Source organism: Klebsiella sp. HMSC16A12 (assembly GCF_001808265.1).
GTDB classification, from domain to species: Bacteria; Pseudomonadota; Gammaproteobacteria; order Enterobacterales; family Enterobacteriaceae; genus Klebsiella; species Klebsiella pneumoniae.
Map to the genome: position 1 here is coordinate 133983 of NZ_KV792542.1, position 24095 is coordinate 158077.

The following is a 24095-nucleotide window of genomic DNA, read 5'->3' on the forward strand; positions in this document are numbered from 1 at the left end:
GACGACTGACGACTGTACCAGCCCCGGCGCCGGAGTAACCTGCTAATAGAGCTTATGCTCGCGCATGAACCCTTTCCCGCCCAGCTGTCGCATCTGGCGTAAGATCCAGGCCTGACGACTGCGCACATAGCCTGACGGCGCATCGGCGCGATAGCGGATCGGGTTCGGCAGCACCGCGGCCAGCAGAGCCGCTTCCCCCGGCGTCAGCTGACTGGCGGGTTTATGAAAATAGCGCTGGGCGGCCGCTTCCACACCAAATATCCCATCGCCGAACTCGGCAATATTCAGGTAGACGGTCAGGATCCGCTTTTTACTCCACACGGTTTCGATCCCGACTGTCAGCCCGGCTTCCAGCCCCTTACGCAGCCAGCTGCGGCCATCCCATAAAAACAGGTTTTTCGCCGTCTGCTGCGACAGCGTTGACGCGCCGCGGATGCGGGTCTCGTGACGTTCATTGTGCGCCAGCGCTTTCTCAATCGCCGACACGTCGAACCCCCAGTGTTCCGGGAACTTCTGATCTTCGGCGGCAATCACCGCCAGCCCCATCCATGGGGAGATCTTATCCATGGCAACCCAGTCGGAATGCGCCAGATAATGGAAATCGCCGGACAGCCAGGCGCTCACCTGCCGCTCAAGCATCACCGCCGAAAACGGCACCGGCAGCACGCTAAACAGCGCGATCCCCCCGCCCCAGAGGACGGCGGCGATCAGCAGCAGACGCAATGCCAGACGTTTCAGCAGCGCAAGGGGCGCAACGCGGAGCCTCATGCGCTCAGCGCCAGCACGCGGGCCACCAGCTTCTCAATTCCGGTGGCGGCTTGCGCAATGTCCTCCGCCAGCATATACGCCGGAGTGGTGACCACTTTGTTGTCTTCATCCACCACGATGTCGTCGACCGGGCAAGGCACGTGCTCTGCCCCCATCTCTTCCACCACATCGGCGGTATCAAGATCGGTCCCAATGGTTATCCGCAGCGGAAACGCAAAGATCTTCGGTAGCATCGCCGGGGCAATGCACATAAAGCCCAGCGGCTTGCCGGTCTGATGCATCGCCAGCGCCAGGGCCCGCAGATCGGGATCCACCTGGCATTCGCTGCCCTCGGCGGCGAAGCTGCTTAGATTTTTCGCCGCGCCGAAGCCGCCAGGGACGATCAGCGCGTCCAGCGTCTCCGCACGCGCCTGCACCAGCGGCAGGATGTCGCCGCGGGCGATACGCGCTGCTTCCACCAGCACATTGCGCTGCTCTGGCATCGCCTCCCCGGTCAGATGGTTGATGACATCGCGCTGCGGTTTATCGGGCGCAAAGCACACTGCCTGCGCGCCGTTGCGCGCGATCGCCAGCAGGGTAATCACCGCCTCATGGATTTCACTGCCGTCGTACACGCCGCAGCCGCCCAGTACCACACCAATTTTTTTCATCGCTTTCGCTCCTCCATGCAACTCGCTGAAACCAGTCAAAAATGTCGATTAACTCGCTATGCTTCACATATTTTACTGATTCATGTAACAAATTAGTTAAGCTTTGCTATCTTAATGAGCGAGCAATCCACTTCTTCGGTTGCGCCACGTAACAACATCACTCAAACAACACTGGCTCAACCACCAGTTCCCTGGTGTTGGCGCAGTATTCGCGCACCCCGGTCTGTCCGGGGTCATTTTTTGCTGGCTTTCGCCACCCACGCCTTCAGTACCGCTACATCGTTTTGCCACTCGGATTTCATCTCTTCAACCCATTCAGCGACATTATCAGACCAGGCAGGCAGATCCGGAGTCTGGATCTGCTGGCCCAGCTGCTGGATGTGGCGCAGTCCGATAGAACCGGCCGCCCCTTTGATCTTATGCCCCTCTTCGACAATCCCTTTTTGGTCGCGGGCGGTCAGATTAGACTCCAGAACGGACATGTAGCCCGGCATCATCTTCTCAAACACCGCGAGACCATCGTTGATAAGCTTCGGTCCCACCAGCTCGATATATTGCTCCAGCATATCGGTATCCAGCACCGCGTCGGCTTTATGCAGATCGGCCGCCGGCGCTTCCTGCGCTTCCTCATCCGGTGCATCCCAGAATTTCTTGATCATGGCCGTTAGCGCTGGCACCGATAGCGGCTTACTCAATACATCGTCCATCCCGGCGTCGAGATACTCTTTTTTATTCTTCAGCACGTTGGCGGTCAGGGCGACCAGCGGCGGTAGCTCGTCAGCGGCAAAGCGCTGTTTCAGTTCCCGGGAAATATCCAGTCCGGTCATGTCCGGTAACTGAATATCCAACAGCACAAGGTCATATTCGCCTGGCTCAAACATCTCCAGCGCGGCTTTCCCGGTCATCGCCACATCAACGCTGTTACCCAGTTTTTCCAGCACTGAACGGGCCACAATAACGTTGAGCTCAATGTCCTCAACCAGCAGCACGTTGAGCGCCGGTAATGGCATGTCGTCTTCCGCCAGCGTATCTTCCACTTCTTCCGCAATGGCAGGCGCATGGACGGTAAGCGTAAAGGTCGCCCCTTTACCCGGCTGGCTGGTAACGCTGATATCACCGCCCATATTACGCGCCAGGCGACGCGAGACGGCGAGACCAATCCCGGTTCCGGTGGCCGGTTTGCCGCCGTGGCTGTCTTTGACCTGGTAATACATGGCGAAAATTTTGTCCTGTTCCGCTTCAGGAATACCAATTCCGGAGTCTTCCACTTCGAAGTGCAGGATATCGCCTTCGTCATAGCGCACGCGGACGTTTACCCCTCCGCCCTGCGGGGTAAACTTCACGGCGTTACTGATAAGATTCCACAGGATCTGCCGCAGGCGGGTCCCATCCGTGATTACCTTATGCGGCAGCGGCAGGCTCGGCTCCAGCACAAAGCGCAGCCCCTTCTGCTGTGCCTGCAGGCCGGATAGGTTTTCAAGGTCGGCAAGGAAGCTGGTGAAGTCCACCGGCTGGTTATCGAGCTGCACCTTGCGGCGCTCCATTTTGTCCATGTCGATAATATCATTGAAGATATTCCCCAGCGTCACCGCCGAGACATGGATAGTTTTCAGGTATTTTTCCTGCTCGCTGGTCAGTTCGGTATCCAGCAAAATTCGGCTCAGCCCGACGATCCCGTTTAGCGGGGTACGCAGCTCATGACTGATGGTGGAAATAAAGGTGGTTTTATCCCGGCTGGCGCGCTCAAGAGCGTCCTGATAGCGTTTACGTTCGGTGATATCGCGGCCGAAGCCCATCAGGCCGCGACGCTTACCGACGCGATCGTAGTAGGGGACCTTGCGGATTTCAAAGCACGCTTTGCGGCCATCGGGATAGTCCAGCCACTGCTCATAGGTCAGCGATACATTATGGCGGAACACCTTCTCGTCGGTCTCCAGTACCTTTTCCGCCGCCTCTTCGCTATAGACGTCCTGCGGTTTGAGGTGGATCAGCTGTTTTTCGCTTTTGCCGGTCAGCAGCTCCATCGCCCGGTTACAGCCTGAAAACTCCTTATCCTCATTGCGATAGAAGACCAGGTCCGGGGAAGCATCAAGGAAAGAGCGCAGAAAGGAGGATTGCTGTTCGAGCTGGATCTGCGTCTCTTCACGCTCTTTCATCTCAATCTTCAACTGCTCGAGGGTGGTCTCGCGCTCGGCTTCCGCTTTTTCACGTTCGCCAATCTCCTGATTCAACTGCGCGATGTTATCTTTCAGTTGGACGTTCAGCTTTAGATCGCGCTCACGCATCTCCTCCAGCTTGTCCACCAGCCGCGAAAGACGCTGACGGGACTCTTCGAGCTGCTCCACCACCACCGAGAGAAAGTAGACCGCCCAAGGCGTGATCAGCAGGCCAAAGAAGATAGAGCGGATAACGTCGATACTTTCAACCTGGCCATGCAGCACCATGGTAACCGCCATCTGTACCACGATGGCCAGTACCACCAGCGCAAGAGCCAACAGCATCGAAAAGCGGACCAGACCCAGCTTCATCATCAGGTCGACATAATACTGCGCCAGCATACGAATTTGCTTCATAGGGGATTCCTTCACGACAACTCCGCACAATAATACTCAATTCTGAGCAATGCGCTGTAAGTTGTGCAAAAAATGCGGGCAGGAGTCGATACGGCGGCCGGCCGCTGAGGCGAACCAGCCGCAAAAGAGGGGGATCAGGAGAGGGATTAACGCTTGCTTAACGCCTCCCAGAGTCCTTTCAGGTAGGTCACGCCGAGGGCGCGGTCGAACAAGCCATAGCCCGGCCGTCCGGTCTCTCCCCAGATAAAGCGACCATGATCCGGGCGAATATAGCCGTCGAATCCGTTGTCATACAGCGCTTGCATCACTTTGTACATATCCAGGGAGCCGTACTCTGACGGATGGGCGCACTCGTAAAAGTCTTTATCCTGCATCAGCTTTATATTGCGGACGTGGGCAAAATGAATTCGCTTACGCCGCGTAAATTCGGCCAGGATGGCGTACACGTCATTATCAGGATCTTCGGCAATCGAGCCGGTGCAGAGCGTAATGCCGTTGGCGGGTGAATCGACGGCCCGGCAGATCCAGTCCAGATCGTCGCGGTTTTTGACCACCCGCGGCAGGCCAAAAATGGAGTACGGCGGGTCGTCCGGGTGGATCGCCATTTTCACCCCAACCTCTTCGCAAACCGGGATCACCGCCTGCAGAAAATAAACCAGGTTCTCCCGCAGCTTCTGATCATCCACCGCGCTATATTTGGCAAACAGGGTCTGCACCTCCGCCAGCCGTTCCGGCTCCCAGCCCGGCAAGGCGAAGCCGTTTGAATTCTCAAGCACCTCCTTCACCACGTCTTCCAGCCGCTTATCGATATCTTTCTTCTCAAACGCCATCGTCAGCGAGCCATCCGGCAGGACGTAGTTCATATCCGTCTTCATCCAGTCGAAAACCGGCATGAAGTTATAGCAGATGACTTTAACGCCAAAGCGGGCAAGGTTGCGGATGGTCTGCTGGTAGTTGGCAATATAGCGGTCACGGGTAGGTAGGCCGATTTTGATGTCGTCATGGATGTTGACGCTCTCGATCACCTCCATTTTCAGGCCTGCGGCATGGGCCTGACCGACCAGACGCTCAATTTTATCCACCGGCCATACTTCGCCCACCGCGACGTCGTAGAGCGCGCCGACCACCCCCTCAACGCCAGGCACCTGGCGAATATGTTCTAATGAAATCTTGTCTTCCTCTGGTCCAAACCAGCGCATTGTCATCTGCATTGTCTTCACCTGCTCAACTTAGTTTAATTTACCCTACTACCATACCAGTAATCATAGATGATTGAGCGTTGGCTGTCGTGATAGCGATCACATTCCTGCCGACCGGCTCGCCAGCGGTGAATGCGTCGGTGCATTCATAATTTTTTTCAATTTATTTCAATAGATTAATCATGCCATGGCTTTTTCTGCCGAGCTTTCTCAAATGTGATCCAGGCCTGATTATGATCTTTTGCATACTTGTATGGTAATAAAAGTAGCGTAATTTGTTCAGAAAAAAGACAATGGAAGGAATCAAAATGAGAAGCGTCGTCGTCAAAGAGCCAGGCCAACTGAACATTGAATCACGTCCGGTTCCAGTTCCGGGCGCCCATGAAGTACGGGTGAAAATTGCTTTTGCCGGGATCTGTGGTTCCGATGTACACATCTATCACGGCCACAACCCTTTCGCGAAATATCCCCGCGTCATCGGCCATGAATTCTATGGCATCATCGACGCCGTCGGCGAGCAGGTATCTCCGGCACGCATCGGCGAGCGTGTCGCGGTGGACCCCGTTGTCAGCTGCGGCCATTGTTATCCTTGCTCGGTAGGAAGGCCGAATGTCTGTACGCAGCTCCAGGTCATAGGAGTTCACCGCGACGGGGGATTTAGCGACTATGCCTGCGTGCCGGCGAAAAATGCCTGGCGCATCCCCGAGGCTATCAGCGACCGTCAGGCAACGATGGTTGAGCCTTTTACCATCGCGGCAAATATTACCGCCCAGCTGCAGCCCACGGCGCAAGATATTGCCCTGGTTTACGGCGCTGGCCCGATGGGGCTGACAATCATTCAGGCGCTAAAGGGGGTATATGGCGTTAAGCAGGTGATCGTCGTGGATCGCATTGCCGAACGTCTGCAGATGGCCCGGGAAAACGGCGCCGATCTGACGCTCGATAACACTGACCAGCCGCTCGCGGAACAGCTGGCGCAGCGGCAGCTTGCCCCCACGCTGGTCATTGATGCCGCCTGCCACCCGGCGATCCTGCAGGAAGCCATTCTCCTCGCCTCCCCCGCCGCCCGCATCGGTATACTCGGTTTCTCCGGCGAGGCCTCGACCCTCACTCAGCAAAGCATCACCAGTAAAGAAATTTCTATTTTCTCCTCCCGGCTGAACAGCGGGCGTTTTCCGCTGGTCATCGACTGGATGGAGAAAGGCCTTATTCGTCCGGAGGCGTTAATCACCCATTGTATGCCGCTGGAGCAGGTGAAAGAGGCCATGGAGATTTTTGCTAACGACCGTAAGACCTGCTGCAAAGTGCTGCTGCAGCTGGGTTAAACCGGCATCGTATAGAATAACGGCCGACGGATATCTGCGTATCCGCCGCGCCTGATATAAATAATATAATGAGCATGGTGTTATCATGGGAAAAAATATCCGCTGGATTATCGTCCTGTTATTATTTTTAGTATATATGATAAATTATCTTGACCGGGTGGCATTATCCATTACGGTCCCGATGATTGAAAAGGACCTTGCACTTAACGCTGAACAATTCGGCATTATTTTCGGCAGCTTTTTCTTCGGCTACGCGGTATTTAATTTTATTGGCGGTTTGGCCGTGGATAAGTTTGGCGCAACGCTGGTAATGGGCCTGGCGGTCGGTCTGTGGTCGCTGTTTTGCGGCTTAACCGCGGTAGCCACCGGCTTTTATTCCATGCTGGTGCTGCGGGTGCTTTTCGGGATGGCGGAAGGCCCGATCTGCGCATCGGCGAACAAGATGATCAACGGCTGGTTTCCTAAAAAGCAAGCGGCTACCGCCGTCGGCTTTCTCAGCGCAGGCTCTCCGCTGGGCGGCGCGGTCGCCGGCCCCATCGTCGGTTACCTGGCCCTGGCATTCGGCTGGCGCCCGGCTTTTATGATTATTTTCGCTATCGGTATTGTATGGATGATAGCGTGGTTTTTCATTGCCGCTAATTCGCCCGAAAAGCACAAAAAAGTCAGCCAGGAAGAACTTAAGCTGATTAATAAAATGAAAGAAGAAGAAGTCGCGCTGGAAACAATAGAAAATCAAACAGCTCACTCGCTGGGTTATTATTTGAAACAGCCAATTATTCTGGTAACGGCATTTGCCTTCTTCTGCTACAACTATATTCTGTTTTTCTTTCTCAGCTGGTTCCCGTCCTATCTGGTACAACAGCACCATCTGGATATTAAACAGATGAGCCTTACCACTATGATCCCATGGATAGTCGGCTTTGTCGGTCTGGCGCTTGGGGGCTATATTTCCGATAAAATTTTTAAACTCACCGGGCGCCTGCTGCTGTCGCGCAAAATTGTGCTGGTGGTATGCCTGCTGATGGCCGCTATCTGCGTGGGACTGGCGGGTACCGTCAGCAGCGTCGTGCCTGCCGTTCTGCTGATGTCGGTCTCCATCTTTTTCCTCTATGTAACCGGGGCGATCTACTGGGCGATTATCCAGGACGTGGTGCATAAATCCCGCGTCGGCGGCGCCAGCGGCTTTATCCATCTTATCGGCAGCGTCTCCGGCATCGTGGGGCCGATTGTTACCGGCTATATCGTGCAGTCTACTGGTAAATTTGACAGCGCTTTCGTACTCGCCGGCACTATCGCCGCGCTTGGCGCCCTGCTGGTGCTGTTCGTGATCAAAACTCCGCGTGTGACGATGAAAGCCAGCCAGGCATAAATGGCAGGAGCGCGATGTCCGGCATTGTTCCGGACATCACGCTCGTACTTCTCACTCAGCCTGGGGAGCAACCCAGCTACGGCCCAGCGCCGAGCCCTGAGCGCCCTGCTGATTCAGATAACGATCCAGTTCAACCATGCCGGTCCAGCGATTTTCACACCACAGCGGCGCCAACAGCGTGGGCCGACGGGCGCTGGCGGAAATACGGTGGTAGATCACCTCCGGCGGCGTATGGCGGATCATCTCTCCAGCGGTGACGGTATACGCCTCCAGCTCAATGCCATCGAGACGCCCGGCCTGCCACGCTTTGGCCATAATGCTGCCTTTCACAATATGCAGTGGATGCAATTTGATCCCATCCACGCCGGTCGCCACTACCTGCTCCAGCGTCTGCAGACAATGCCCCTGGCTCTCTCCGGGCAGACCGACGATCAGATGCGCACAGACTTTCAGCCCCCGCTCTCGCGCCAGGCGCGCGGTACGCTGATAACAGGCGAAATCGTGTCCACGGTTAATGCGATGCAGGGTCTTGTCATGAGCAGTTTGCAGCCCCAGCTCCAGCCATACCTCATACCCTTGCTGATGGTATTCACTCAGCAGGTCAAGGACCGCCTGCGGAACGCAGTCCGGGCGGGTGCCGACGCACAGGCCAACGATATTTGCGGCACTGACGGCCTGACGATACATTGAACGGAGCACCTGCACTTCAGCGAAGGTGCTGGTGTAGGCCTGAAAATAGGCCAGATAGCGCTTCGCACGGTTGACGAGCTGCGCCTGATGAGCGAGCTGTTCGGCGATAGAGCGATGCTGCTGCGCCTCATCGGCAAACGATGCCACGTTACAGAAAGTGCAACCGCCGCGGCCCAGCGTGCCGTCGCGGTTTGGGCAGCTAAAACCGCCGTGCAGCGTTAGCTTATGGACCTTTTCGCCATAGCGACGCATAAGATCCCCACCAAACATATTGACTAATTTCTGTAACTGCATAATCTGATAGACCGCCCTCAACAAAGGGGGCCAAGCCTGCCACTTTTCGTCACCGACGGCGATGACCTGGATCAATCGTCAGCGCGGCGACCAACCCTATTGCATAAACAATCAAGATTACTGCAATTTCATTCAACCACCAGGTGATGAGTTTTCCTTATATTTTATCTTCGCATTGCCCTAATCTGCTTTCTGGTAAAAAACGGTATTAATGTCCAGTAGTTAAAAATATTGCAGTCAAATATGCTAATAATGAAATATATTTCAGCGCATATTGGTAATGCAAAGCCGCGTGCACAGTGAGACAGATCACACTAGCCGCACCACCAGCAGGCGTATTCAAAGCGTAAAAATTGCCATTATTTTCTTTAATAACAATTAGTTAACTTGTGTATAGCACATTTTTGTATTAATAAGATTGCCATTTGACGTAAGTGTGGATTCCCGATAAGTTGGGAATCCGCTGGAAGCTTTCTGGATGAGCACTCTGCTCATCATATTTATGCAGTAATTGAGATTCCCTCTTAACAGCAAGTCCTCAAACTTGTGTACCGATGCGAAAAGGATTTAAAGAGGGCGAATGCGAGGTGTAAACCCCGTCGCCATGCTCTTTCTGTGCCTGTGCGCAATCGGTATCGGAGGGTGTCCGTAGAGCCTGGGGAGGTTCACTGATATGTTGTACGACAAATCCCTTGAGAGGGATAACTGTGGTTTCGGCCTGATCGCCCACATAGAAGGCGAACCTAGCCACAAGGTAGTGCGAACCGCAATACACGCACTGGCCCGCATGCAGCACCGTGGCGCAATCCTTGCCGATGGTAAAACCGGCGACGGTTGCGGTCTGCTGCTGCAAAAACCCGATCGTTTCTTCCGCATCGTTGCCGAAGAGCGCGGCTGGCGTTTAGCCAAAAACTACGCCGTTGGGATGCTGTTCCTGAATAAAGATCCTGAGCTGGCTAAAGCGGCGCGCCGCATCGTTGAAGAAGAACTTCAGCTTGAGACCCTGTCGATTGTCGGCTGGCGCGATGTGCCGACCAACGAAGGCGTGCTCGGTGAAATCGCCCTCTCCTCGCTGCCCCGTATTGAGCAAATCTTTGTCAACGCCCCGGCTGGCTGGCGCCCGCGCGATATGGAGCGCCGTCTGTTTATTGCGCGTCGTCGCATTGAAAAACGTCTGCAGGAAGACAAAGATTTCTACGTTTGTAGCTTGTCCAATCTGGTCAACATCTATAAAGGTCTGTGTATGCCGGCGGATTTGCCGCGCTTCTACCTGGACCTCGCGGACCTGCGCCTGGAGTCGGCTATCTGCCTGTTCCACCAGCGCTTCTCCACCAACACCGTACCACGCTGGCCGTTGGCGCAGCCGTTCCGCTACCTGGCGCACAACGGTGAAATTAACACCATTACCGGCAACCGCCAGTGGGCCCGCGCCCGTACCTATAAGTTCCAGACCCCGCTGATCCCTGACCTGCACGACGCCGCGCCGTTCGTTAACGAAACCGGCTCCGACTCCAGTTCCATGGACAACATGCTGGAGCTGCTGCTGGCCGGCGGGATGGACATCGTGCGCGCCATGCGTCTGCTGGTGCCGCCAGCCTGGCAGAACAACCCGGATATGGATCCGGAGCTGCGTTCGTTCTTCGACTTTAACTCCATGCATATGGAGCCGTGGGACGGCCCGGCGGGCATCGTCATGTCCGATGGCCGCTACGCGGCCTGTAACCTCGACCGTAACGGTCTGCGCCCGGCGCGCTACGTCATTACCAAAGATAAGCTCATCACCTGCGCCTCCGAAGTCGGCATCTGGGATTACCAGCCTGACGAAGTGGTCGAGAAAGGCCGCGTGGGCCCGGGCGAGCTGATGGTTATCGATACCCGTGCCGGACGCATTCTGCACTCAGCGGAAACCGATGACGATCTGAAGAGCCGCCACCCGTATAAAGAGTGGATGGAGAAAAACGTTCGTCGCCTGGTGCCGTTCGAAGATCTGCCGGACGAAGAGGTTGGCAGTCGCCAGCTGGATGACGACACGCTCGCCAGCTACCAGAAACAGTTTAACTACAGCGCGGAAGAGCTGGACTCCGTCCTGCGCGTGCTCGGCGAAAATGGCCAGGAAGCAGTCGGTTCGATGGGCGATGACACGCCTTTCGCCGTGCTCTCCAGCCAGCCGCGCATTATCTACGATTACTTCCGTCAGCAGTTCGCCCAGGTGACTAACCCGCCGATCGACCCGCTGCGCGAAGCGCACGTCATGTCGCTGGCTACCAGCATCGGCCGCGAAATGAACGTCTTCTGCGAAGCGGAAGGCCAGGCGCATCGTCTGAGCTTCAAATCGCCGATCCTGCTGTACTCCGATTTTAAACAGCTGACGACGATGGAAGAAGAGCACTATCGCGCCGACGTCCTCGATATCACGTTCAACCCGGCAGAGGCCTCCCTCAGCGAGACGGTGAAAGCGCTGTGCGATAAAGCGGAGCAAATGGTGCGCGACGGCACCGTGCTGCTGGTGCTCTCTGACCGCAACATCGCCAAAGACCGTCTGCCGGTACCGGCGCCGATGGCCGTTGGCGCGATCCAGACCCGTCTGGTCGATAAAAGCCTGCGCTGCGATGCCAACATCATCGTTGAAACCGCCAGCGCCCGCGATCCGCACCACTTCGCCGTGCTGCTCGGCTTTGGGGCGACGGCTATCTATCCATACCTCGCCTACGAAACGCTGGCGAAGCTGGTCGACAGCAAAGCCATCGATAAACCGTACCGTGCGGTGATGCTGAACTATCGCAACGGTATCAATAAAGGTCTGTATAAGATCATGTCCAAGATGGGGATCTCGACCATCGCCTCCTACCGCTGCTCGAAGCTGTTCGAAGCGGTCGGTCTGCATCGCGATGTCTCCGAGCTCTGCTTCCAGGGCGTGGTCAGCCGCATCGGCGGCGCCAGCTTCGACGACTTCCAGCAGGATCTGCTGAATCTGTCGAAACGCGCCTGGCTGGCGCGTAAGCCACTGGCCCAGGGCGGTTTGCTGAAATATGTGCACGGCGGCGAATATCATGCCTACAACCCGGACGTGGTGCGCACCCTGCAGCAGGCCGTGCAGAGCGGCGAATACAGCGATTATCAACAATACGCGAAACTGGTTAACGAACGTCCAGCGGCCACGCTGCGCGACCTGCTGGCGCTCAACCCAGGCGAAGACGCCATCAGCATCGACGAAGTAGAGCCGGCGAAGGAGCTGTTTAAACGCTTCGATACCGCGGCGATGTCGATCGGCGCCCTGAGCCCGGAAGCGCACGAGTCGCTGGCGGAAGCGATGAACAGCATCGGCGGCTTCTCCAACTCCGGTGAAGGCGGTGAAGACCCGGCGCGCTACGGCACTAATAAAGTGTCGCGCATCAAGCAGGTCGCTTCCGGCCGCTTCGGCGTCACGCCAGCCTACCTGGTCAATGCCGACGTCATCCAGATCAAAGTCGCCCAGGGGGCGAAACCGGGTGAAGGTGGCCAGCTGCCGGGTGATAAAGTCACCCCGTACATCGCCAAACTGCGCTATTCGGTACCGGGCGTCACGCTGATTTCCCCGCCGCCGCACCACGATATCTACTCTATCGAGGATCTGGCGCAGCTGATTTTCGACCTCAAGCAGGTCAATCCGAAAGCGATGATTTCGGTCAAACTGGTTTCTGAGCCCGGCGTTGGCACCATCGCCACCGGCGTGGCCAAAGCCTATGCCGACCTGATCACCATCGCCGGCTACGACGGCGGCACCGGGGCGAGCCCGCTCTCTTCGGTGAAATATGCCGGCTGTCCGTGGGAGCTCGGCCTGGTGGAAACCCAGCAGGCGCTGGTTGCCAACGGTCTGCGTCATAAGATCCGTCTGCAGGTGGATGGCGGCCTGAAAACCGGTCTTGATATCATCAAAGCGGCGATCCTCGGCGCGGAGAGCTTCGGTTTCGGTACCGGCCCGATGGTCGCGCTGGGCTGTAAATACCTGCGTATTTGCCACCTGAACAACTGCGCTACCGGCGTGGCGACCCAGGATGACAAACTGCGTAAGAATCACTATCACGGTCTGCCGTCCAAAGTGACCAACTACTTTGAATTTATCGCCCGTGAGACCCGCGAGCTGATGGCCCAGCTGGGCGTCAAGCGTCTGGTGGATCTGATTGGCCGCACCGATCTGCTCAAAGAGCTGGATGGGTTCACCGCCAAGCAGCAGAAACTGGATCTGGGTAAACTGCTGGAGACCGCAGAGCCGCATCCGGGCAAAGCGCTGTACTGCACCGAGAACAACCCACCGTTCGATAACGGCGTGCTCAACGCCCAGCTGCTGCAGCAGGCGAAACCGTACGTGGATGAAAAGCAGAGCAAGACGTTCTGGTTTGATATCCGTAACACCGACCGCTCCGTGGGGGCCTCGCTGTCCGGGTATATCGCCCAGACCCATGGCGACCAGGGACTGGCGGGCGACCCGATCGTCGCTCACTTTAGCGGCACCGCGGGCCAGAGCTTCGGCGTGTGGAACGCCGGCGGCGTGGAACTGCATCTGACTGGCGACGCCAACGACTACGTCGGGAAAGGCATGGCGGGCGGTCTGCTGGCCATTCGTCCGCCGGTGGGCTCTGCGTTCCGCAGCCATGAAGCCAGTATTATCGGCAACACCTGCCTGTACGGCGCGACCGGTGGTCGTCTGTACGCCGCAGGCCGCGCGGGCGAGCGTTTCGCCGTGCGTAACTCCGGCGCCATCACCGTGGTGGAAGGCATCGGCGACAACGGCTGCGAATATATGACCGGCGGCATCGTCTGCGTGCTCGGAAAAACCGGCGTCAACTTTGGCGCAGGGATGACCGGCGGCTTTGCCTATGTCCTGGATGAAGATGGCGACTTCCGCAAACGCGTGAACCCGGAGCTGGTGGAAGTGCTGGACGTTGATTCTCTGGCCATCCATGAAGAGCACCTGCGCGGTTTAATCACCGAGCACGTACAGCTTACCGGTTCGCAACGCGGCGAAGAGATCCTCGCCAACTGGCCGGCCTTCTCCGCGAAGTTTGCGCTGGTTAAACCAAAGTCCAGCGATGTTAAAGCACTGTTGGGTCACCGTAGTCGTTCCGCAGCTGAGCTGCGGGTGCAGGCGCAGTAAGGGGTTAAGATGAGTCAGAACGTTTATCAATTTATCGACCTGCAGCGCGTTGATCCGCCAAAGAAACCGCTGAAGATCCGTAAAATTGAGTTTGTGGAAATTTACGAGCCGTTTTCAGAAGGCCAGGCCAAGGCGCAGGCGGATCGCTGCCTCTCCTGTGGCAACCCGTACTGCGAATGGAAGTGCCCGGTGCATAACTACATCCCGAACTGGCTGAAGCTGGCCAACGAGGGGCGTATTTTTGAAGCGGCCGAGCTGTCGCATCAAACCAACACTCTGCCGGAAGTCTGCGGGCGCGTCTGCCCGCAGGACCGCCTGTGTGAAGGCTCCTGTACGCTGAACGATGAGTTCGGCGCGGTGACCATCGGCAACATCGAACGCTATATCAACGATAAGGCATTCGAGATGGGCTGGCGTCCGGATCTCTCCGACGTGAAGCCGACCGGTAAAACCGTCGCGATCATCGGCGCTGGCCCGGCGGGCCTCGCCTGCGCCGACGTGCTGACCCGTAACGGCGTCAAGGCGGTGGTATTTGACCGCCATCCGGAAATCGGCGGCTTGCTGACCTTCGGTATCCCGGCGTTCAAGCTGGAAAAAGAGGTGATGACCCGCCGCCGGGAGATCTTCACCGGCATGGGCATTGAGTTCAAACTCAATACCGAAGTGGGCCGCGACGTGCAGCTCGACGACCTGCTGAAGGAGTACGATGCGGTGTTCCTCGGCGTCGGGACCTATCAGTCTATGCGCGGTGGACTGGACAACGAAGACGCTCCGGGTGTTTACGACGCGCTGCCGTTCCTGATCGCTAACACTAAGCAGATCATGGGCTTTGGTGAAACCGCCGATGAGCCCTATGTCAGCATGGAAGGCAAACGCGTGGTGGTGCTCGGCGGTGGCGATACCGCGATGGACTGCGTACGCACCTCCGTCCGTCAGAATGCGGCGCACGTGATCTGCGCCTATCGCCGTGACGAAGAGAACATGCCCGGCTCAAAACGCGAAGTGAAAAACGCGCGCGAAGAAGGCGTTGAGTTCCAGTTTAACGTCCAGCCGCTGGGCGTGGAAGTGAATGCCAACGGTAAGGTTTGCGGCGTGAAGATGGCGCGCACCGAAATGGGCCAGCCGGATGCGAAGGGCCGCCGCCGCGCGGAGATCGTCCCCGGCTCTGAGCACGTGGTGCCGGCTGACGCCGTAGTCATGGCGTTTGGCTTCCGTCCGCACAGCATGGAGTGGCTGGCGAAGCACAGCGTCGAACTGGACTCCCAGGGCCGTATTATCGCCCCGGAAGGCAGCGAAAACGCCTTCCAGACCAGCAACCCGAAAATCTTCGCCGGTGGCGATATCGTTCGCGGTTCCGATCTGGTGGTCACCGCGATTGCCGAAGGCCGTAAAGCGGCGGACGGGATCCTCAACTACCTTGAAGTCTGATTAGGTCCGGAACCTCACGCATAAAAGCCCGATGGTTAACGTCATCGGGCTTTTTTATTGCTCATTCGCCGGGCAAACCGCCGCTTTCAGCGCCGTATTATACCAGCCGCAGATATGCTCCAGGCGGGTAATCGCCGAGCCGACGGTCACCGCCCACGCGCCGCAGCGCATCGCCTCCGCCGCCTGGGCAGGCGTGTTATAGCGCCCTTCGGCAATCACTCTGCAGCCCGCCGCGCTCAGGCATTGCACCAGCGCCAGATCCGGCTCATCCGGCGTCTCTTCTGCGGTATAGCCGGAGAGAGTCGTGCCGACAATCTCAGCCCCCAACTGCCAGCACTCGAGAGCATCGTCGAGAGATGAGCAATCGGCCATCGCCACTTTCCCCAGCCGATGAATTTCTGCTAATAGCGCCGACACTGACGCCGGACGCTGACGCTGGGTGCCGTCAATAGCAATAATATCCGCTCCGCCCTGCGCCAGCGCGTCGATATCTTCCAGCCATGGCGTAATACGCACCGGGCTATCGGGCAAATCGCGTTTGATCAACCCAATAACGGGCACTGTCACTAACGGACGAACGGCCTGCAGGTTGGCCAGGCCTTCGATGCGCAGCGCTACCGCTCCCGCCTGCTCAGCCGCCAGCGCCATTGCCGCGACGATAGCGGGATTATCCAGCGGACTGCCCGGCACCGGCTGGCAGGAGACAATTAATCCGCCATGATGACGGATACGCTGGTCCAGTTGTGCGAGTAAAGACATGTCTGCTCCCTAAAAACTACCTGTGGCGATGACGATACCAGCCATGGGACGCCTCGTTTGTGGCAGAGTTAACAAAGCGGACAGACAAAAAAACAGGCCCCGCAGGGCCTGTCAGAGAAGGGATTTACTTCACCACGCGCAGCGCCGGGCGACCACCGCGCGGCGGCGGCGTGTCGTCAGGATCGTCGTCGTGATTATCCGGCTTATCGCCATCGATCACCGACATCACCGTTTCGCTTTCACTCTCCGGCGCGACGTCATCATCGTTGAGGCTGCTGACGTCTTCGTCATAGGCCGCTTCCGGTTCGAACATCGTACCAGCGCCGTTCTCACGGGCGTAGATGGCGAGTACCGCAGCCAGCGGGACAGACACGTTGCGTGGTACCCCGCCAAAGCGCGCGTTGAAGCGCACTTCGTCGTTCGCCAGCTCGAGATTGCCTACCGCACGCGGGGCAATATTGAGAACGATTTGCCCATCGCGCGCGTACTCCATCGGCACGAGCACGCCCGGCAGCGTCACATCCACCACCAGGTGCGGCGTCAGCTGGTTATCCAGCAGCCAGTCATAAAACGCCCGTAACAGATACGGGCGACGCGGCGTCAGCTGTGATACATCCATTATTTAGCCCCGACCGAGGCGCATTTCACGCTCGGCTTCAGTTAAAGAAGCGAGGAAGGAATCACGCTCAAATACGCGAGTCATATAGCCTTTGAGCTCTTTCGCACCAGCGCCAACCAGCTCCACACCAAGAACCGGCAGACGCCACAGCAGCGGCGCCAGGTAGCAGTCCACCAGGCTGAACTCATCGCTCAGGAAGTAAGGTTTCTGGGTGAAGACCGGCGCGATGGCCAGCAATTCTTCACGCAGCTGCTTACGCGCAGCATCAGCTTGCGCTGCGGTACCGCTCTGGATGGTGTTCATCAGCGAATACCAGTCCTTCTCGATACGTTGCATATACAGGCGGCTTTCACCACGCGCCACCGGATAAACCGGCATTAACGGCGGGTGCGGGAAACGCTCATCCAGATACTCCATAATGATGCGGGATTCCCACAGAGTGAGCTCACGATCCACCAGCGTCGGTACGCTTTGATTCGGGTTGAGGTCAATCAGATCCTGAGGCGGGTTATCCTTCTCCACGTGCTCTATCTCAAAACTGACACCCTTCTCGGCCAGCACAATGCGGACCTGATGGCTATAGATGTCAGTAGGACCAGAAAACAGCGTCATTACCGAACGTTTGTTGGCAGCGACAGCCATGAAAACCTCCAGGTATATTCAGAATTTTGTACTGCTGCCGGCCACTCATGACCAGCCAGATGTAAAAACCCCATTAGCGCGATGTCACCTTCGTTCACGAATAAAACAAAAAATGAACAATCACCAGCATTTGGGCAGAAAATTGGATGATAGTTTACCAGATTTTGAAGACGTTGTGGTGAGGGGATTCTGGAAATGCTGAAAAAGTGGCGAGAACCGGCGCTATGCTTGTGGATAACAGCCGTTTTATCCATAAAAAAACCCGCCGAAGCGGGTTTTTTCGCAAATTGTTCTGCGTGAGCAGAAAACAATTAACGTTTGGAGAACTGCGGACGACGACGTGCTTTACGCAGACCGACTTTCTTACGTTCAACCTGACGAGCGTCACGAGTAACGAAGCCAGCTTTACGCAGTTCGGAACGCAGGGACTCGTCGTACTCCATCAGAGCGCGGGTGATACCGTGACGGATCGCACCAGCCTGACCAGAGATACCACCACCTTTAACAGTGATGTACAGATCCAGTTTCTCAACCATGTCGACCAGTTCCAGCGGCTGACGAACTACCATGCGGGCAGTTTCACGACCGAAGTACTGTTCCAGAGAACGCTGGTTGATAACGATTTTACCGTTGCCCGGTTTGATGAAAACGCGAGCTGCGGAACTTTTGCGGCGACCAGTGCCGTAGTATTGATTTTCAGCCATTGCCTATAATCCCGATTAGATGTCAAGAACTTGCGGTTGCTGTGCCGCGTGGTTGTGCTCGTTACCCGCGTAAACTTTCAGTTTACGGTACATAGCACGACCCAGCGGGCCTTTTGGCAGCATGCCTTTAACCGCGATTTCAATCACACGCTCAGGACGGCGGGCAATCATCTCTTCAAAGGTCGCTTCTTTGATACCACCGATGTGGCCGGTGTGGTGGTAGTACATTTTGTCTTCGCGCTTGTTGCCGGTAACAGCAACTTTTTCTGCGTTCAGAACGATGATGTAATCACCGGTATCAACGTGCGGAGTGTATTCCGCTTTGTGCTTACCGCGCAGGCGACGAGCCAGTTCAGTAGCCAGACGGCCCAGAGTTTTACCGGTCGCGTCAACAACATACCAGTCGCGTTTTACGGTTTCTGGTTTAGCTGTAAAAGTTTTCATTAAAAGCTTACCCAAATAATAAGTTACACGTTGGTGAACACCCAAACGTTTAGTCAGTTGAGGTTCACACGACATTGTCCAGCAAACCTACCCCTTCGAATAGCCTATGCCGGCGCATAGAAAGTTTCGGGAAAAAAACCTTCTCGTAACGTGGGGTCGCAAGATTATAGAGAAGTCGGGGTCAAAGATCGACCCCTTTATGAGATTTTTCAGGCCGCGCCCGGGGCGGCCTTACGGCCCTGAATCCGCCTGAAAAAGTCCCCTGTCAGGGCATATGCGGACGTTTGAGGTACTCTTCGCTCTGCATCTCCTGCAGACGAGAGAGACAGCGCTGGAACTCAAACTTCAGCCGCTCGCCCTGGTAAATGTCGTACAGCGGCACTGCCGCGCTGACCACCAGCTTTACATGGCGCTCGTAAAACTCATCCACCAGAGCGATAAAGCGGCGGGCCTCGCTCTCCAGCTGCGCGGTCATCACCGGCACGTCGAACAGCATCACCATATGGAACAGTCGGGAGAGCGCGATATAGTCATGCTGGCTGCGCGCATCCACGCATAGCGTGGCGAATGACGCCGCCAGCGTCTGGTTTTCTACGCCGAGGGTAGGCAGCTCGCGATGGTTAATCTCCAGCGTCGGCCCGGCAGCGCGCGGCGCGCCCGCCAGCGCGAGCCACAGTTTATCCATCTGTTCGCGGGTGTCGTTATTCAGCGGCGACAGCCACAGGTGCGCCTGCGTCAGGGTACGCAGTCGATAATCGATGCCGGCATCGACGTTCATAATATCGCAATGCTGCTTGATGGCGTCGATCGCCGGCAGAAAACGGGCCCGCTGCAGGCCATTGCGATAGAGTTCATCCGGCGGAATATTGGAGGTCGCCACCAGGGTGATGCCGCGGGCGAACAGGGCTTTCATCAGCCCGCCCAACAGCATGGCGTCGGTAATATCGGAGACAAAAAACTCGTCGAAACAGAGCACGTCGGTTTCCGCTTTAAAGCGGTCGGCGACGATCTCCAGCGGGTCGCTATGTCCCTGCAGGGTGGTCAGCTCTTCGTGTACGCGCAGCATGAAACGATGGAAATGCAGGCGCTGTTTACGCTCGCCCGGCAGGCTCTGGTAAAACAGGTCCATCAGCCAGGTTTTGCCTCGCCCCACGCCGCCCCACATATACAGGCCGCGGACAGGTGCCGTCCCGGCAGCCGGCTCGCGCTTACCCAGCAGTTTGCCGAATTTCGCGCGCAAACCGCCGCCTGACGCGACCGGCGCGGGCTGCGTCTGCAGTTCCTGGTAAATGGTATCAAGGCGGCTCACCGCTTCTTGCTGGACGTCGTCGGGTTGATGGCTGCCCTCTTTCAGGGCTAAAAGGTAACGCGATGTTGGAGACAGGCTTTGCATGATCTAATTGTTATTCCTTGAAAACCGTAATGCCGAAGCTCACGATTGACGAAAAAAAGGCCGTTCTACACTACGCGATGATACGCCAGGATTCCACTTCTGTGGAATTAGCGGTTATAGTGGCACTATCGGGCGCAGGCGGAGAGCCTAAGAGCCACCCTACGGAACCACAATACAACGGGAGATGTTCATGACCTGGGAATACGCGCTAATTGGGTTAGTCGTCGGTATCATCATTGGTGCCGTCGCCATGCGTTTCGGCAACCGCAAACTGCGCCAACAGCAGGCGCTGCAGTACGAACTGGAAAAGAATAAAGCCGAGCTTGAAGAGTACCGTGAAGAGCTGGTGAGCCACTTTGCGCGTAGCGCCGAACTGCTGGATAACATGGCGCACGACTATCGTCAGCTATATCAGCATATGGCGAAAAGCTCTAACAACCTGCTGCCGGACTCGATGGCAGACGCCAACCCGTTCCGCAACCGTCTGGAAGAGTCTGAAGCCAGCAACGATCAGGCGCCGGTCCAGATGCCGCGCGACTACTCCGAGGGCGCATCCGGTTTACTGCGCGGAGGCGCAAAACGCGATTAAGCCTCGCTGCGATTAAAATATTCTCCGGGCGCGCCCGTCGCGCCCGCTCCTTCCCCCACTTCCCGGCTACAATTTAAACCAGTCCCCACGTTGTTACCTGTGCAAAAATTCAATAACATCAGGTTATTCAGGACATTTTTCCATACACCTCAGGTTACGAGAGCCAGCATCTAATGAAGAAACAGACTTTGCTGTTGAGTGCGTTAGCGTTAAGCATTGGGTTATCGTTGTCGGTCCTGCCTCCGGCAGCGGCATCCTTACCGACTCAGGTGCCCGGCCAGGGCGCGTTACCAAGCCTGGCGCCGATGCTGGAAAAGGTTCTGCCGGCGGTGGTTAGCGTACAGGTGGAAGGCACTGCCTCGCCGACGCTCAATATGCCGGAAGAGCTGAAAAAATATTTTGGCGATAACGCCCCGCAGGAGCAGGCGCAGCCGTTTGAAGGGCTCGGCTCCGGCGTTATCATCGACGCGGCGAAAGGCTATGTGCTGACCAATAACCACGTCATCAATCAGGCGCAGAAGATCAGCGTCCAGCTGAACGATGGCCGTGAGTTCGATGCCAAACTGGTCGGGAGCGATGAACAGAGCGATATCGCTCTGCTGCAGCTGATTAAGCCAGACCACCTGACGCAAATCGCCATTGCTGACTCTGATAAACTTCGCGTCGGCGACTTCGCCGTCGCCGTCGGCAACCCGTTCGGCCTTGGCCAGACCGCCACATCCGGCATTATCTCTGCCCTTGGCCGCAGCGGCTTGAACCTTGAAGGGCTGGAGAATTTCATTCAGACCGACGCCTCGATTAACCGCGGCAACTCCGGCGGCGCGCTGCTGAACCTCAACGGCGAGCTTATCGGGATCAACACCGCGATCCTCGCGCCGGGCGGCGGCAGTATCGGCATCGGCTTTGCCATTCCAAGCAATATGGCGAAAACCCTCGCCGACCAGCTTATTCAGTTTGGCGAAATCAAGCGCGGCCTGTTGGGCATTAAAGGCATGGAAATGAGCGCCGACATCGCCAAAGCGATGAATCTCAACGTTCAGCGCGGCGCCTTCGTCAGTGAAGTCCTGCCAAACTCCGGCTCCGCCAAAGCGGGGATTAAATCCGGGGACGTCATCGTGAGTCTGAACGGCAAACCGCTGAACAGTTTCGCCGAACTGCGTTCGCGGATCGCCACCACCGAGCCGGGTACCAAGGTCAAACTGGGCCTGCTGCGCGACGGAAAGCCGGTCGATGTCGAAGTGACCCTGGATAAGAGCACCTCCTCAACCGCCAGCGCGGAACTGATTATCCCGGCGCTGCAGGGGGCCTCGTTCAGCGACGGCCAGATGAAAGATGGCACCAAAGGAGTGGTGATCGATAATGTGGATAAAGGCAGCGCCGCCGCCCAGGTCGGTCTGCATAAGGATGACATTATCATTGGCCTTAACCGGCAGCGTATTCACTCAATTGCCGAACTGCGCAAAGCGCTCGAAGGCAAACCGCCGGTCATCGCCCTGAACGTGATCCGCGGCAACGAAAGCATCTATCTGCTGCTGCGCTGATTGTCTCTCCGGGCATCGCCGCCATGTGCGATGTCCGGACAACTCATGCTATGCTGCGCCTGACCATTCATTAACGATATCTGCATCATGCCTGGAAAGTTATTACGTTCAGTACTCATCGGTTTGCTTGTCGGGGGTCTGCTGCTGGCCCTGATGCCCTCGCTGCGCCAGTGGCAGTTGGCGCCGACTACCCAGAACGATACGGCAGACGACTCCCCGGCGAGCTATAACGCCGCGGTGCGCCGCGCGGCGCCCGCCGTGGTGAACGTCTATAACCGCGCCCTTAACAGCACCAGCCATAATCAGCTGACGCTTGGCTCAGGGGTGATTATGGATCAGCGCGGCTATATCCTGACCAACAAGCATGTTATCAACGATGCCGATCAGATTATCGTCGCCCTGCAGGACGGCCGCGTCTTCGAAGCGCTGCTGGTAGGATCCGATTCCCTCACCGATCTCGCCGTGCTCAAGATCAATGCTACCGGCGGGCTGCCGGTGATCCCGATCAATCCGAAACGCACGCCGCACATCGGCGACGTGGTGCTGGCGATTGGCAACCCTTATAACCTGGGGCAGACCATCACCCAGGGGATTATCAGCGCCACAGGGCGCATTGGCCTCAATCCGACCGGCCGCCAGAACTTCCTGCAGACTGACGCCTCGATCAACCACGGTAACTCCGGCGGGGCGCTGGTGAACTCCCTCGGCGAGCTGATGGGGATTAACACCCTCTCCTTTGACAAGAGCAATGACGGCGAAACGCCGGAAGGCATTGGCTTTGCGATCCCGTTCCAGTTAGCGACCAAAATTATGGATAAACTGATCCGCGATGGCCGGGTGATCCGCGGCTATATCGGCATTAGCGGCCGGGAGATCGCCCCGCTGCACGCGCAGGGCGGAGGGATCGATCAGATTCAGGGGATCGTCGTTAACGATGTGGCCCCGGACGGTCCAGCGGCGCAAGCCGGGATCCGCGCCAACGACGTGATCATCTCCGTGAATGACAAACCCGCCGTCTCGGCGCTGGAGACGATGGATCAGGTGGCCGAGATCCGCCCGGGATCGGAAATTCCGGTGGTCATCATGCGTGATGATAAGAAAATCACGCTCCATATCGCCGTCCAGGAATACCCGGCCACCAACTAAACGGCTCCCCGTTTGGGGAGCCACGTTAATCGCTAAATACCGGACCGGCCGGGAATCTGACCAGAAACCCGGTCACCGCCAGCAGCGATCTCAGCGCGGGCCAGACTATCTGTCGCTCGCGAAGCTCATCATCCAGCGTCAGTAGCGCAAATTCCCCCTTCTCACCCAGCACGCCACCCTGCCAGAGCAGACGCTGCGCCTGCTGCCGCGCCCAGGGCGACTCACTCTTCCAGGCCAGCAAATGCAGCAGCGCCTGCTGTAGACAGACGCTGTGAGAATGGTTATCCCGCCGCAGCCGCCGGTAGACGGGCAGGGACACGCTGCGCACGGTATAAAATCCACTGCCCGCCTCTTCATCGCCTTCAGGGATAGCGCGGGCGAACTGCCCCGCCACGTCACACAGCCGGTTGTGCGTCAGTGGAAGTTGCCGGGCGCTGAGCGCCCCGGCCGCCATGCACAGCAGACCGCTGCGCTGCAGCGAGGGCGTCGCAGAGCGCACGACCGCCGCCGGTAAGGCGCTCACCGCCCGTGTTGCCTCGTCAGCGTTGTGGTCAGCGCCGGCCTCATAACAGCTGGCCAGCAGCGCTTCACCAGGCGTGGCGTTCAGCGGGGGCGAAAGCAGGTTCAGCGCCGGCTGCAGTTGTGCAAGTTCATCGCCTGACGCCAGCATGGCGTCAACCACCGCCTCCCGTGTTGATGTCCGGTTTTCCGGACAGCATGCTATGCCTTCATTCATCACCGTCTCCTTATGAGAAATCTCCGCGGCCGGCTTGCCAGCCGCGGGAACAGGCTGGCTTACATCGCCAGCACGTACTTGAGCATCACCCC

At 57.3% G+C, this 24095-nt stretch carries 20 protein-coding genes; 7 read left to right on the forward strand and 13 right to left on the reverse strand.

The features are described 5' to 3' along the window. Positions 1-42: 42 nt before the first annotated feature. The 4 genes from mtgA to uxuA form a co-directional block, all read right to left on the reverse strand. Complete coding sequence (gene mtgA / locus HMPREF3140_RS03890) at positions 43-768, reverse strand: monofunctional biosynthetic peptidoglycan transglycosylase (protein WP_070552852.1); 726 nt, start codon at positions 766-768, stop codon at positions 43-45. Beyond that, positions 765-1418 (reverse strand): isoprenoid biosynthesis glyoxalase ElbB, encoded by a 654-nt coding sequence (elbB, locus tag HMPREF3140_RS03895; RefSeq protein ID WP_004185856.1) that lies wholly within the window; start codon positions 1416-1418, stop codon positions 765-767. The genes mtgA and elbB overlap by 4 nt, the downstream gene beginning before the upstream one ends. A gap of 233 nt (positions 1419-1651) precedes the next feature. Further along, on the reverse strand, positions 1652-3991 hold the full coding sequence (arcB, locus tag HMPREF3140_RS03900; RefSeq protein WP_002918444.1) for an aerobic respiration two-component sensor histidine kinase ArcB: 2340 nt from the start codon (positions 3989-3991) through the stop codon (positions 1652-1654). Positions 3992-4137: 146 nt separating this feature from the next. Further along, on the reverse strand, positions 4138-5202 hold the full coding sequence (gene uxuA, locus HMPREF3140_RS03905) for a mannonate dehydratase (RefSeq protein ID WP_004174133.1): 1065 nt from the start codon (positions 5200-5202) through the stop codon (positions 4138-4140). A gap of 296 nt (positions 5203-5498) precedes the next feature. Here uxuA and HMPREF3140_RS03915 point away from each other — a divergent pair, with 296 nt between their 5' ends. Together HMPREF3140_RS03915 and HMPREF3140_RS03920 are read left to right on the forward strand one after the other, a co-directional pair. After that, positions 5499-6515, forward strand: a complete 1017-nt coding sequence (locus HMPREF3140_RS03915; protein WP_002918451.1) for a Zn-dependent oxidoreductase — start codon at positions 5499-5501, stop codon at positions 6513-6515. 85 nt (positions 6516-6600) lie between these two features. Next, entirely contained in the window at positions 6601-7884 is a 1284-nt protein-coding gene (locus HMPREF3140_RS03920) for an MFS transporter (protein WP_002918453.1), read from the forward strand. A 51-nt stretch (positions 7885-7935) separates the two neighbouring features. On the opposite strand, the gene HMPREF3140_RS03925 is transcribed toward HMPREF3140_RS03920, so the two are convergent. Then, on the reverse strand, positions 7936-8868 hold the full coding sequence (locus HMPREF3140_RS03925; protein WP_002918455.1) for a tRNA modification radical SAM protein MnmL/YtqA: 933 nt from the start codon (positions 8866-8868) through the stop codon (positions 7936-7938). Positions 8869-9541: 673 nt separating this feature from the next. Between HMPREF3140_RS03925 and gltB the strand changes: the two genes are divergently transcribed. Both gltB and HMPREF3140_RS03935 read left to right on the forward strand, forming a co-directional pair. Then, on the forward strand, positions 9542-14002 hold the full coding sequence (gene gltB / locus HMPREF3140_RS03930; RefSeq protein ID WP_070552853.1) for a glutamate synthase large subunit: 4461 nt from the start codon (positions 9542-9544) through the stop codon (positions 14000-14002). Between the two features lie 9 nt (positions 14003-14011). After that, a complete protein-coding gene (locus HMPREF3140_RS03935; protein ID WP_002918461.1) occupies positions 14012-15430 on the forward strand; it encodes a glutamate synthase small subunit in 1419 nt (472 codons plus the stop codon). A 54-nt stretch (positions 15431-15484) separates the two neighbouring features. On the opposite strand, the gene HMPREF3140_RS03940 is transcribed toward HMPREF3140_RS03935, so the two are convergent. From HMPREF3140_RS03940 to zapE, 7 genes are all read right to left on the reverse strand, one after another. Beyond that, positions 15485-16189, reverse strand: a complete 705-nt coding sequence (locus HMPREF3140_RS03940; RefSeq protein ID WP_004185859.1) for an N-acetylmannosamine-6-phosphate 2-epimerase — start codon at positions 16187-16189, stop codon at positions 15485-15487. A 124-nt stretch (positions 16190-16313) separates the two neighbouring features. Continuing rightward, positions 16314-16808, reverse strand: coding sequence for a ClpXP protease specificity-enhancing factor (gene sspB / locus HMPREF3140_RS03945; protein ID WP_002918465.1), 495 nt, complete (start codon positions 16806-16808; stop codon positions 16314-16316). A 3-nt stretch (positions 16809-16811) separates the two neighbouring features. Beyond that, complete coding sequence (sspA, locus tag HMPREF3140_RS03950) at positions 16812-17450, reverse strand: stringent starvation protein SspA (RefSeq protein WP_002918467.1); 639 nt, start codon at positions 17448-17450, stop codon at positions 16812-16814. Continuing rightward, a complete protein-coding gene (locus tag HMPREF3140_RS28585; protein ID WP_135801240.1) occupies positions 17420-17704 on the reverse strand; it encodes a hypothetical protein in 285 nt (94 codons plus the stop codon). The genes sspA and HMPREF3140_RS28585 overlap by 31 nt, the downstream gene beginning before the upstream one ends. Positions 17705-17761: 57 nt before the next feature. Continuing rightward, positions 17762-18154 (reverse strand): 30S ribosomal protein S9, encoded by a 393-nt coding sequence (gene rpsI, locus HMPREF3140_RS03955; protein ID WP_000829818.1) that lies wholly within the window; start codon positions 18152-18154, stop codon positions 17762-17764. Positions 18155-18169: 15 nt separating this feature from the next. After that, the gene (gene rplM, locus HMPREF3140_RS03960; RefSeq protein ID WP_002918559.1) at positions 18170-18598 is read right to left on the reverse strand and encodes a 50S ribosomal protein L13; all 429 of its coding nucleotides are present in this window, start codon (positions 18596-18598) and stop codon (positions 18170-18172) included. Positions 18599-18863: 265 nt separating this feature from the next. Continuing rightward, a complete protein-coding gene (gene zapE / locus HMPREF3140_RS03965; protein ID WP_032412478.1) occupies positions 18864-19991 on the reverse strand; it encodes a cell division protein ZapE in 1128 nt (375 codons plus the stop codon). Positions 19992-20181: 190 nt separating this feature from the next. Here zapE and zapG point away from each other — a divergent pair, with 190 nt between their 5' ends. The 3 genes from zapG to degS all read left to right on the forward strand — a co-directional run bounded on the left by zapG (position 20182) and on the right by degS (position 23267). After that, positions 20182-20580 carry a Z-ring associated protein ZapG gene (zapG, locus tag HMPREF3140_RS03970; protein ID WP_002918565.1) on the forward strand — a complete coding sequence of 133 codons (399 nt, stop codon included), beginning with the start codon at positions 20182-20184 and terminating at the stop codon, positions 20578-20580. Between the two features lie 173 nt (positions 20581-20753). Beyond that, positions 20754-22121 (forward strand): serine endoprotease DegQ, encoded by a 1368-nt coding sequence (degQ, locus tag HMPREF3140_RS03975; protein WP_004174125.1) that lies wholly within the window; start codon positions 20754-20756, stop codon positions 22119-22121. Between the two features lie 87 nt (positions 22122-22208). Continuing rightward, positions 22209-23267 (forward strand): outer membrane-stress sensor serine endopeptidase DegS, encoded by a 1059-nt coding sequence (gene degS, locus HMPREF3140_RS03980; protein WP_002918568.1) that lies wholly within the window; start codon positions 22209-22211, stop codon positions 23265-23267. Positions 23268-23292: 25 nt separating this feature from the next. On the opposite strand, the gene HMPREF3140_RS03985 is transcribed toward degS, so the two are convergent. Continuing rightward, a complete protein-coding gene (locus tag HMPREF3140_RS03985; RefSeq protein ID WP_004181422.1) occupies positions 23293-24003 on the reverse strand; it encodes a hypothetical protein in 711 nt (236 codons plus the stop codon). Positions 24004-24095 lie beyond the last annotated feature (92 nt).

What these genes read in the sequence shown, in the direction of transcription:
- mtgA (WP_070552852.1), bottom strand. Translation starts at nt 768, where the DNA reads ATGAGGCTCCGCGTTGCGCCCCTTGCGCTGCTGAAACGTCTGGCATTG.
- elbB (WP_004185856.1), bottom strand. Translation starts at nt 1,418, where the DNA reads ATGAAAAAAATTGGTGTGGTACTGGGCGGCTGCGGCGTGTACGACGGC.
- arcB (WP_002918444.1), bottom strand. Translation starts at nt 3,991, where the DNA reads ATGAAGCAAATTCGTATGCTGGCGCAGTATTATGTCGACCTGATGATG.
- uxuA (WP_004174133.1), bottom strand. Translation starts at nt 5,202, where the DNA reads ATGCAGATGACAATGCGCTGGTTTGGACCAGAGGAAGACAAGATTTCA.
- HMPREF3140_RS03915 (WP_002918451.1), top strand. Translation starts at nt 5,499, where the DNA reads ATGAGAAGCGTCGTCGTCAAAGAGCCAGGCCAACTGAACATTGAATCA.
- HMPREF3140_RS03920 (WP_002918453.1), top strand. Translation starts at nt 6,601, where the DNA reads ATGGGAAAAAATATCCGCTGGATTATCGTCCTGTTATTATTTTTAGTA.
- HMPREF3140_RS03925 (WP_002918455.1), bottom strand. Translation starts at nt 8,868, where the DNA reads ATGCAGTTACAGAAATTAGTCAATATGTTTGGTGGGGATCTTATGCGT.
- gltB (WP_070552853.1), top strand. Translation starts at nt 9,542, where the DNA reads ATGTTGTACGACAAATCCCTTGAGAGGGATAACTGTGGTTTCGGCCTG.
- HMPREF3140_RS03935 (WP_002918461.1), top strand. Translation starts at nt 14,012, where the DNA reads ATGAGTCAGAACGTTTATCAATTTATCGACCTGCAGCGCGTTGATCCG.
- HMPREF3140_RS03940 (WP_004185859.1), bottom strand. Translation starts at nt 16,189, where the DNA reads ATGTCTTTACTCGCACAACTGGACCAGCGTATCCGTCATCATGGCGGA.
- sspB (WP_002918465.1), bottom strand. Translation starts at nt 16,808, where the DNA reads ATGGATGTATCACAGCTGACGCCGCGTCGCCCGTATCTGTTACGGGCG.
- sspA (WP_002918467.1), bottom strand. Translation starts at nt 17,450, where the DNA reads ATGGCTGTCGCTGCCAACAAACGTTCGGTAATGACGCTGTTTTCTGGT.
- HMPREF3140_RS28585 (WP_135801240.1), bottom strand. Translation starts at nt 17,704, where the DNA reads ATGGATAAAACGGCTGTTATCCACAAGCATAGCGCCGGTTCTCGCCAC.
- rpsI (WP_000829818.1), bottom strand. Translation starts at nt 18,154, where the DNA reads ATGGCTGAAAATCAATACTACGGCACTGGTCGCCGCAAAAGTTCCGCA.
- rplM (WP_002918559.1), bottom strand. Translation starts at nt 18,598, where the DNA reads ATGAAAACTTTTACAGCTAAACCAGAAACCGTAAAACGCGACTGGTAT.
- zapE (WP_032412478.1), bottom strand. Translation starts at nt 19,991, where the DNA reads ATGCAAAGCCTGTCTCCAACATCGCGTTACCTTTTAGCCCTGAAAGAG.
- zapG (WP_002918565.1), top strand. Translation starts at nt 20,182, where the DNA reads ATGACCTGGGAATACGCGCTAATTGGGTTAGTCGTCGGTATCATCATT.
- degQ (WP_004174125.1), top strand. Translation starts at nt 20,754, where the DNA reads ATGAAGAAACAGACTTTGCTGTTGAGTGCGTTAGCGTTAAGCATTGGG.
- degS (WP_002918568.1), top strand. Translation starts at nt 22,209, where the DNA reads ATGCCTGGAAAGTTATTACGTTCAGTACTCATCGGTTTGCTTGTCGGG.
- HMPREF3140_RS03985 (WP_004181422.1), bottom strand. Translation starts at nt 24,003, where the DNA reads ATGAATGAAGGCATAGCATGCTGTCCGGAAAACCGGACATCAACACGG.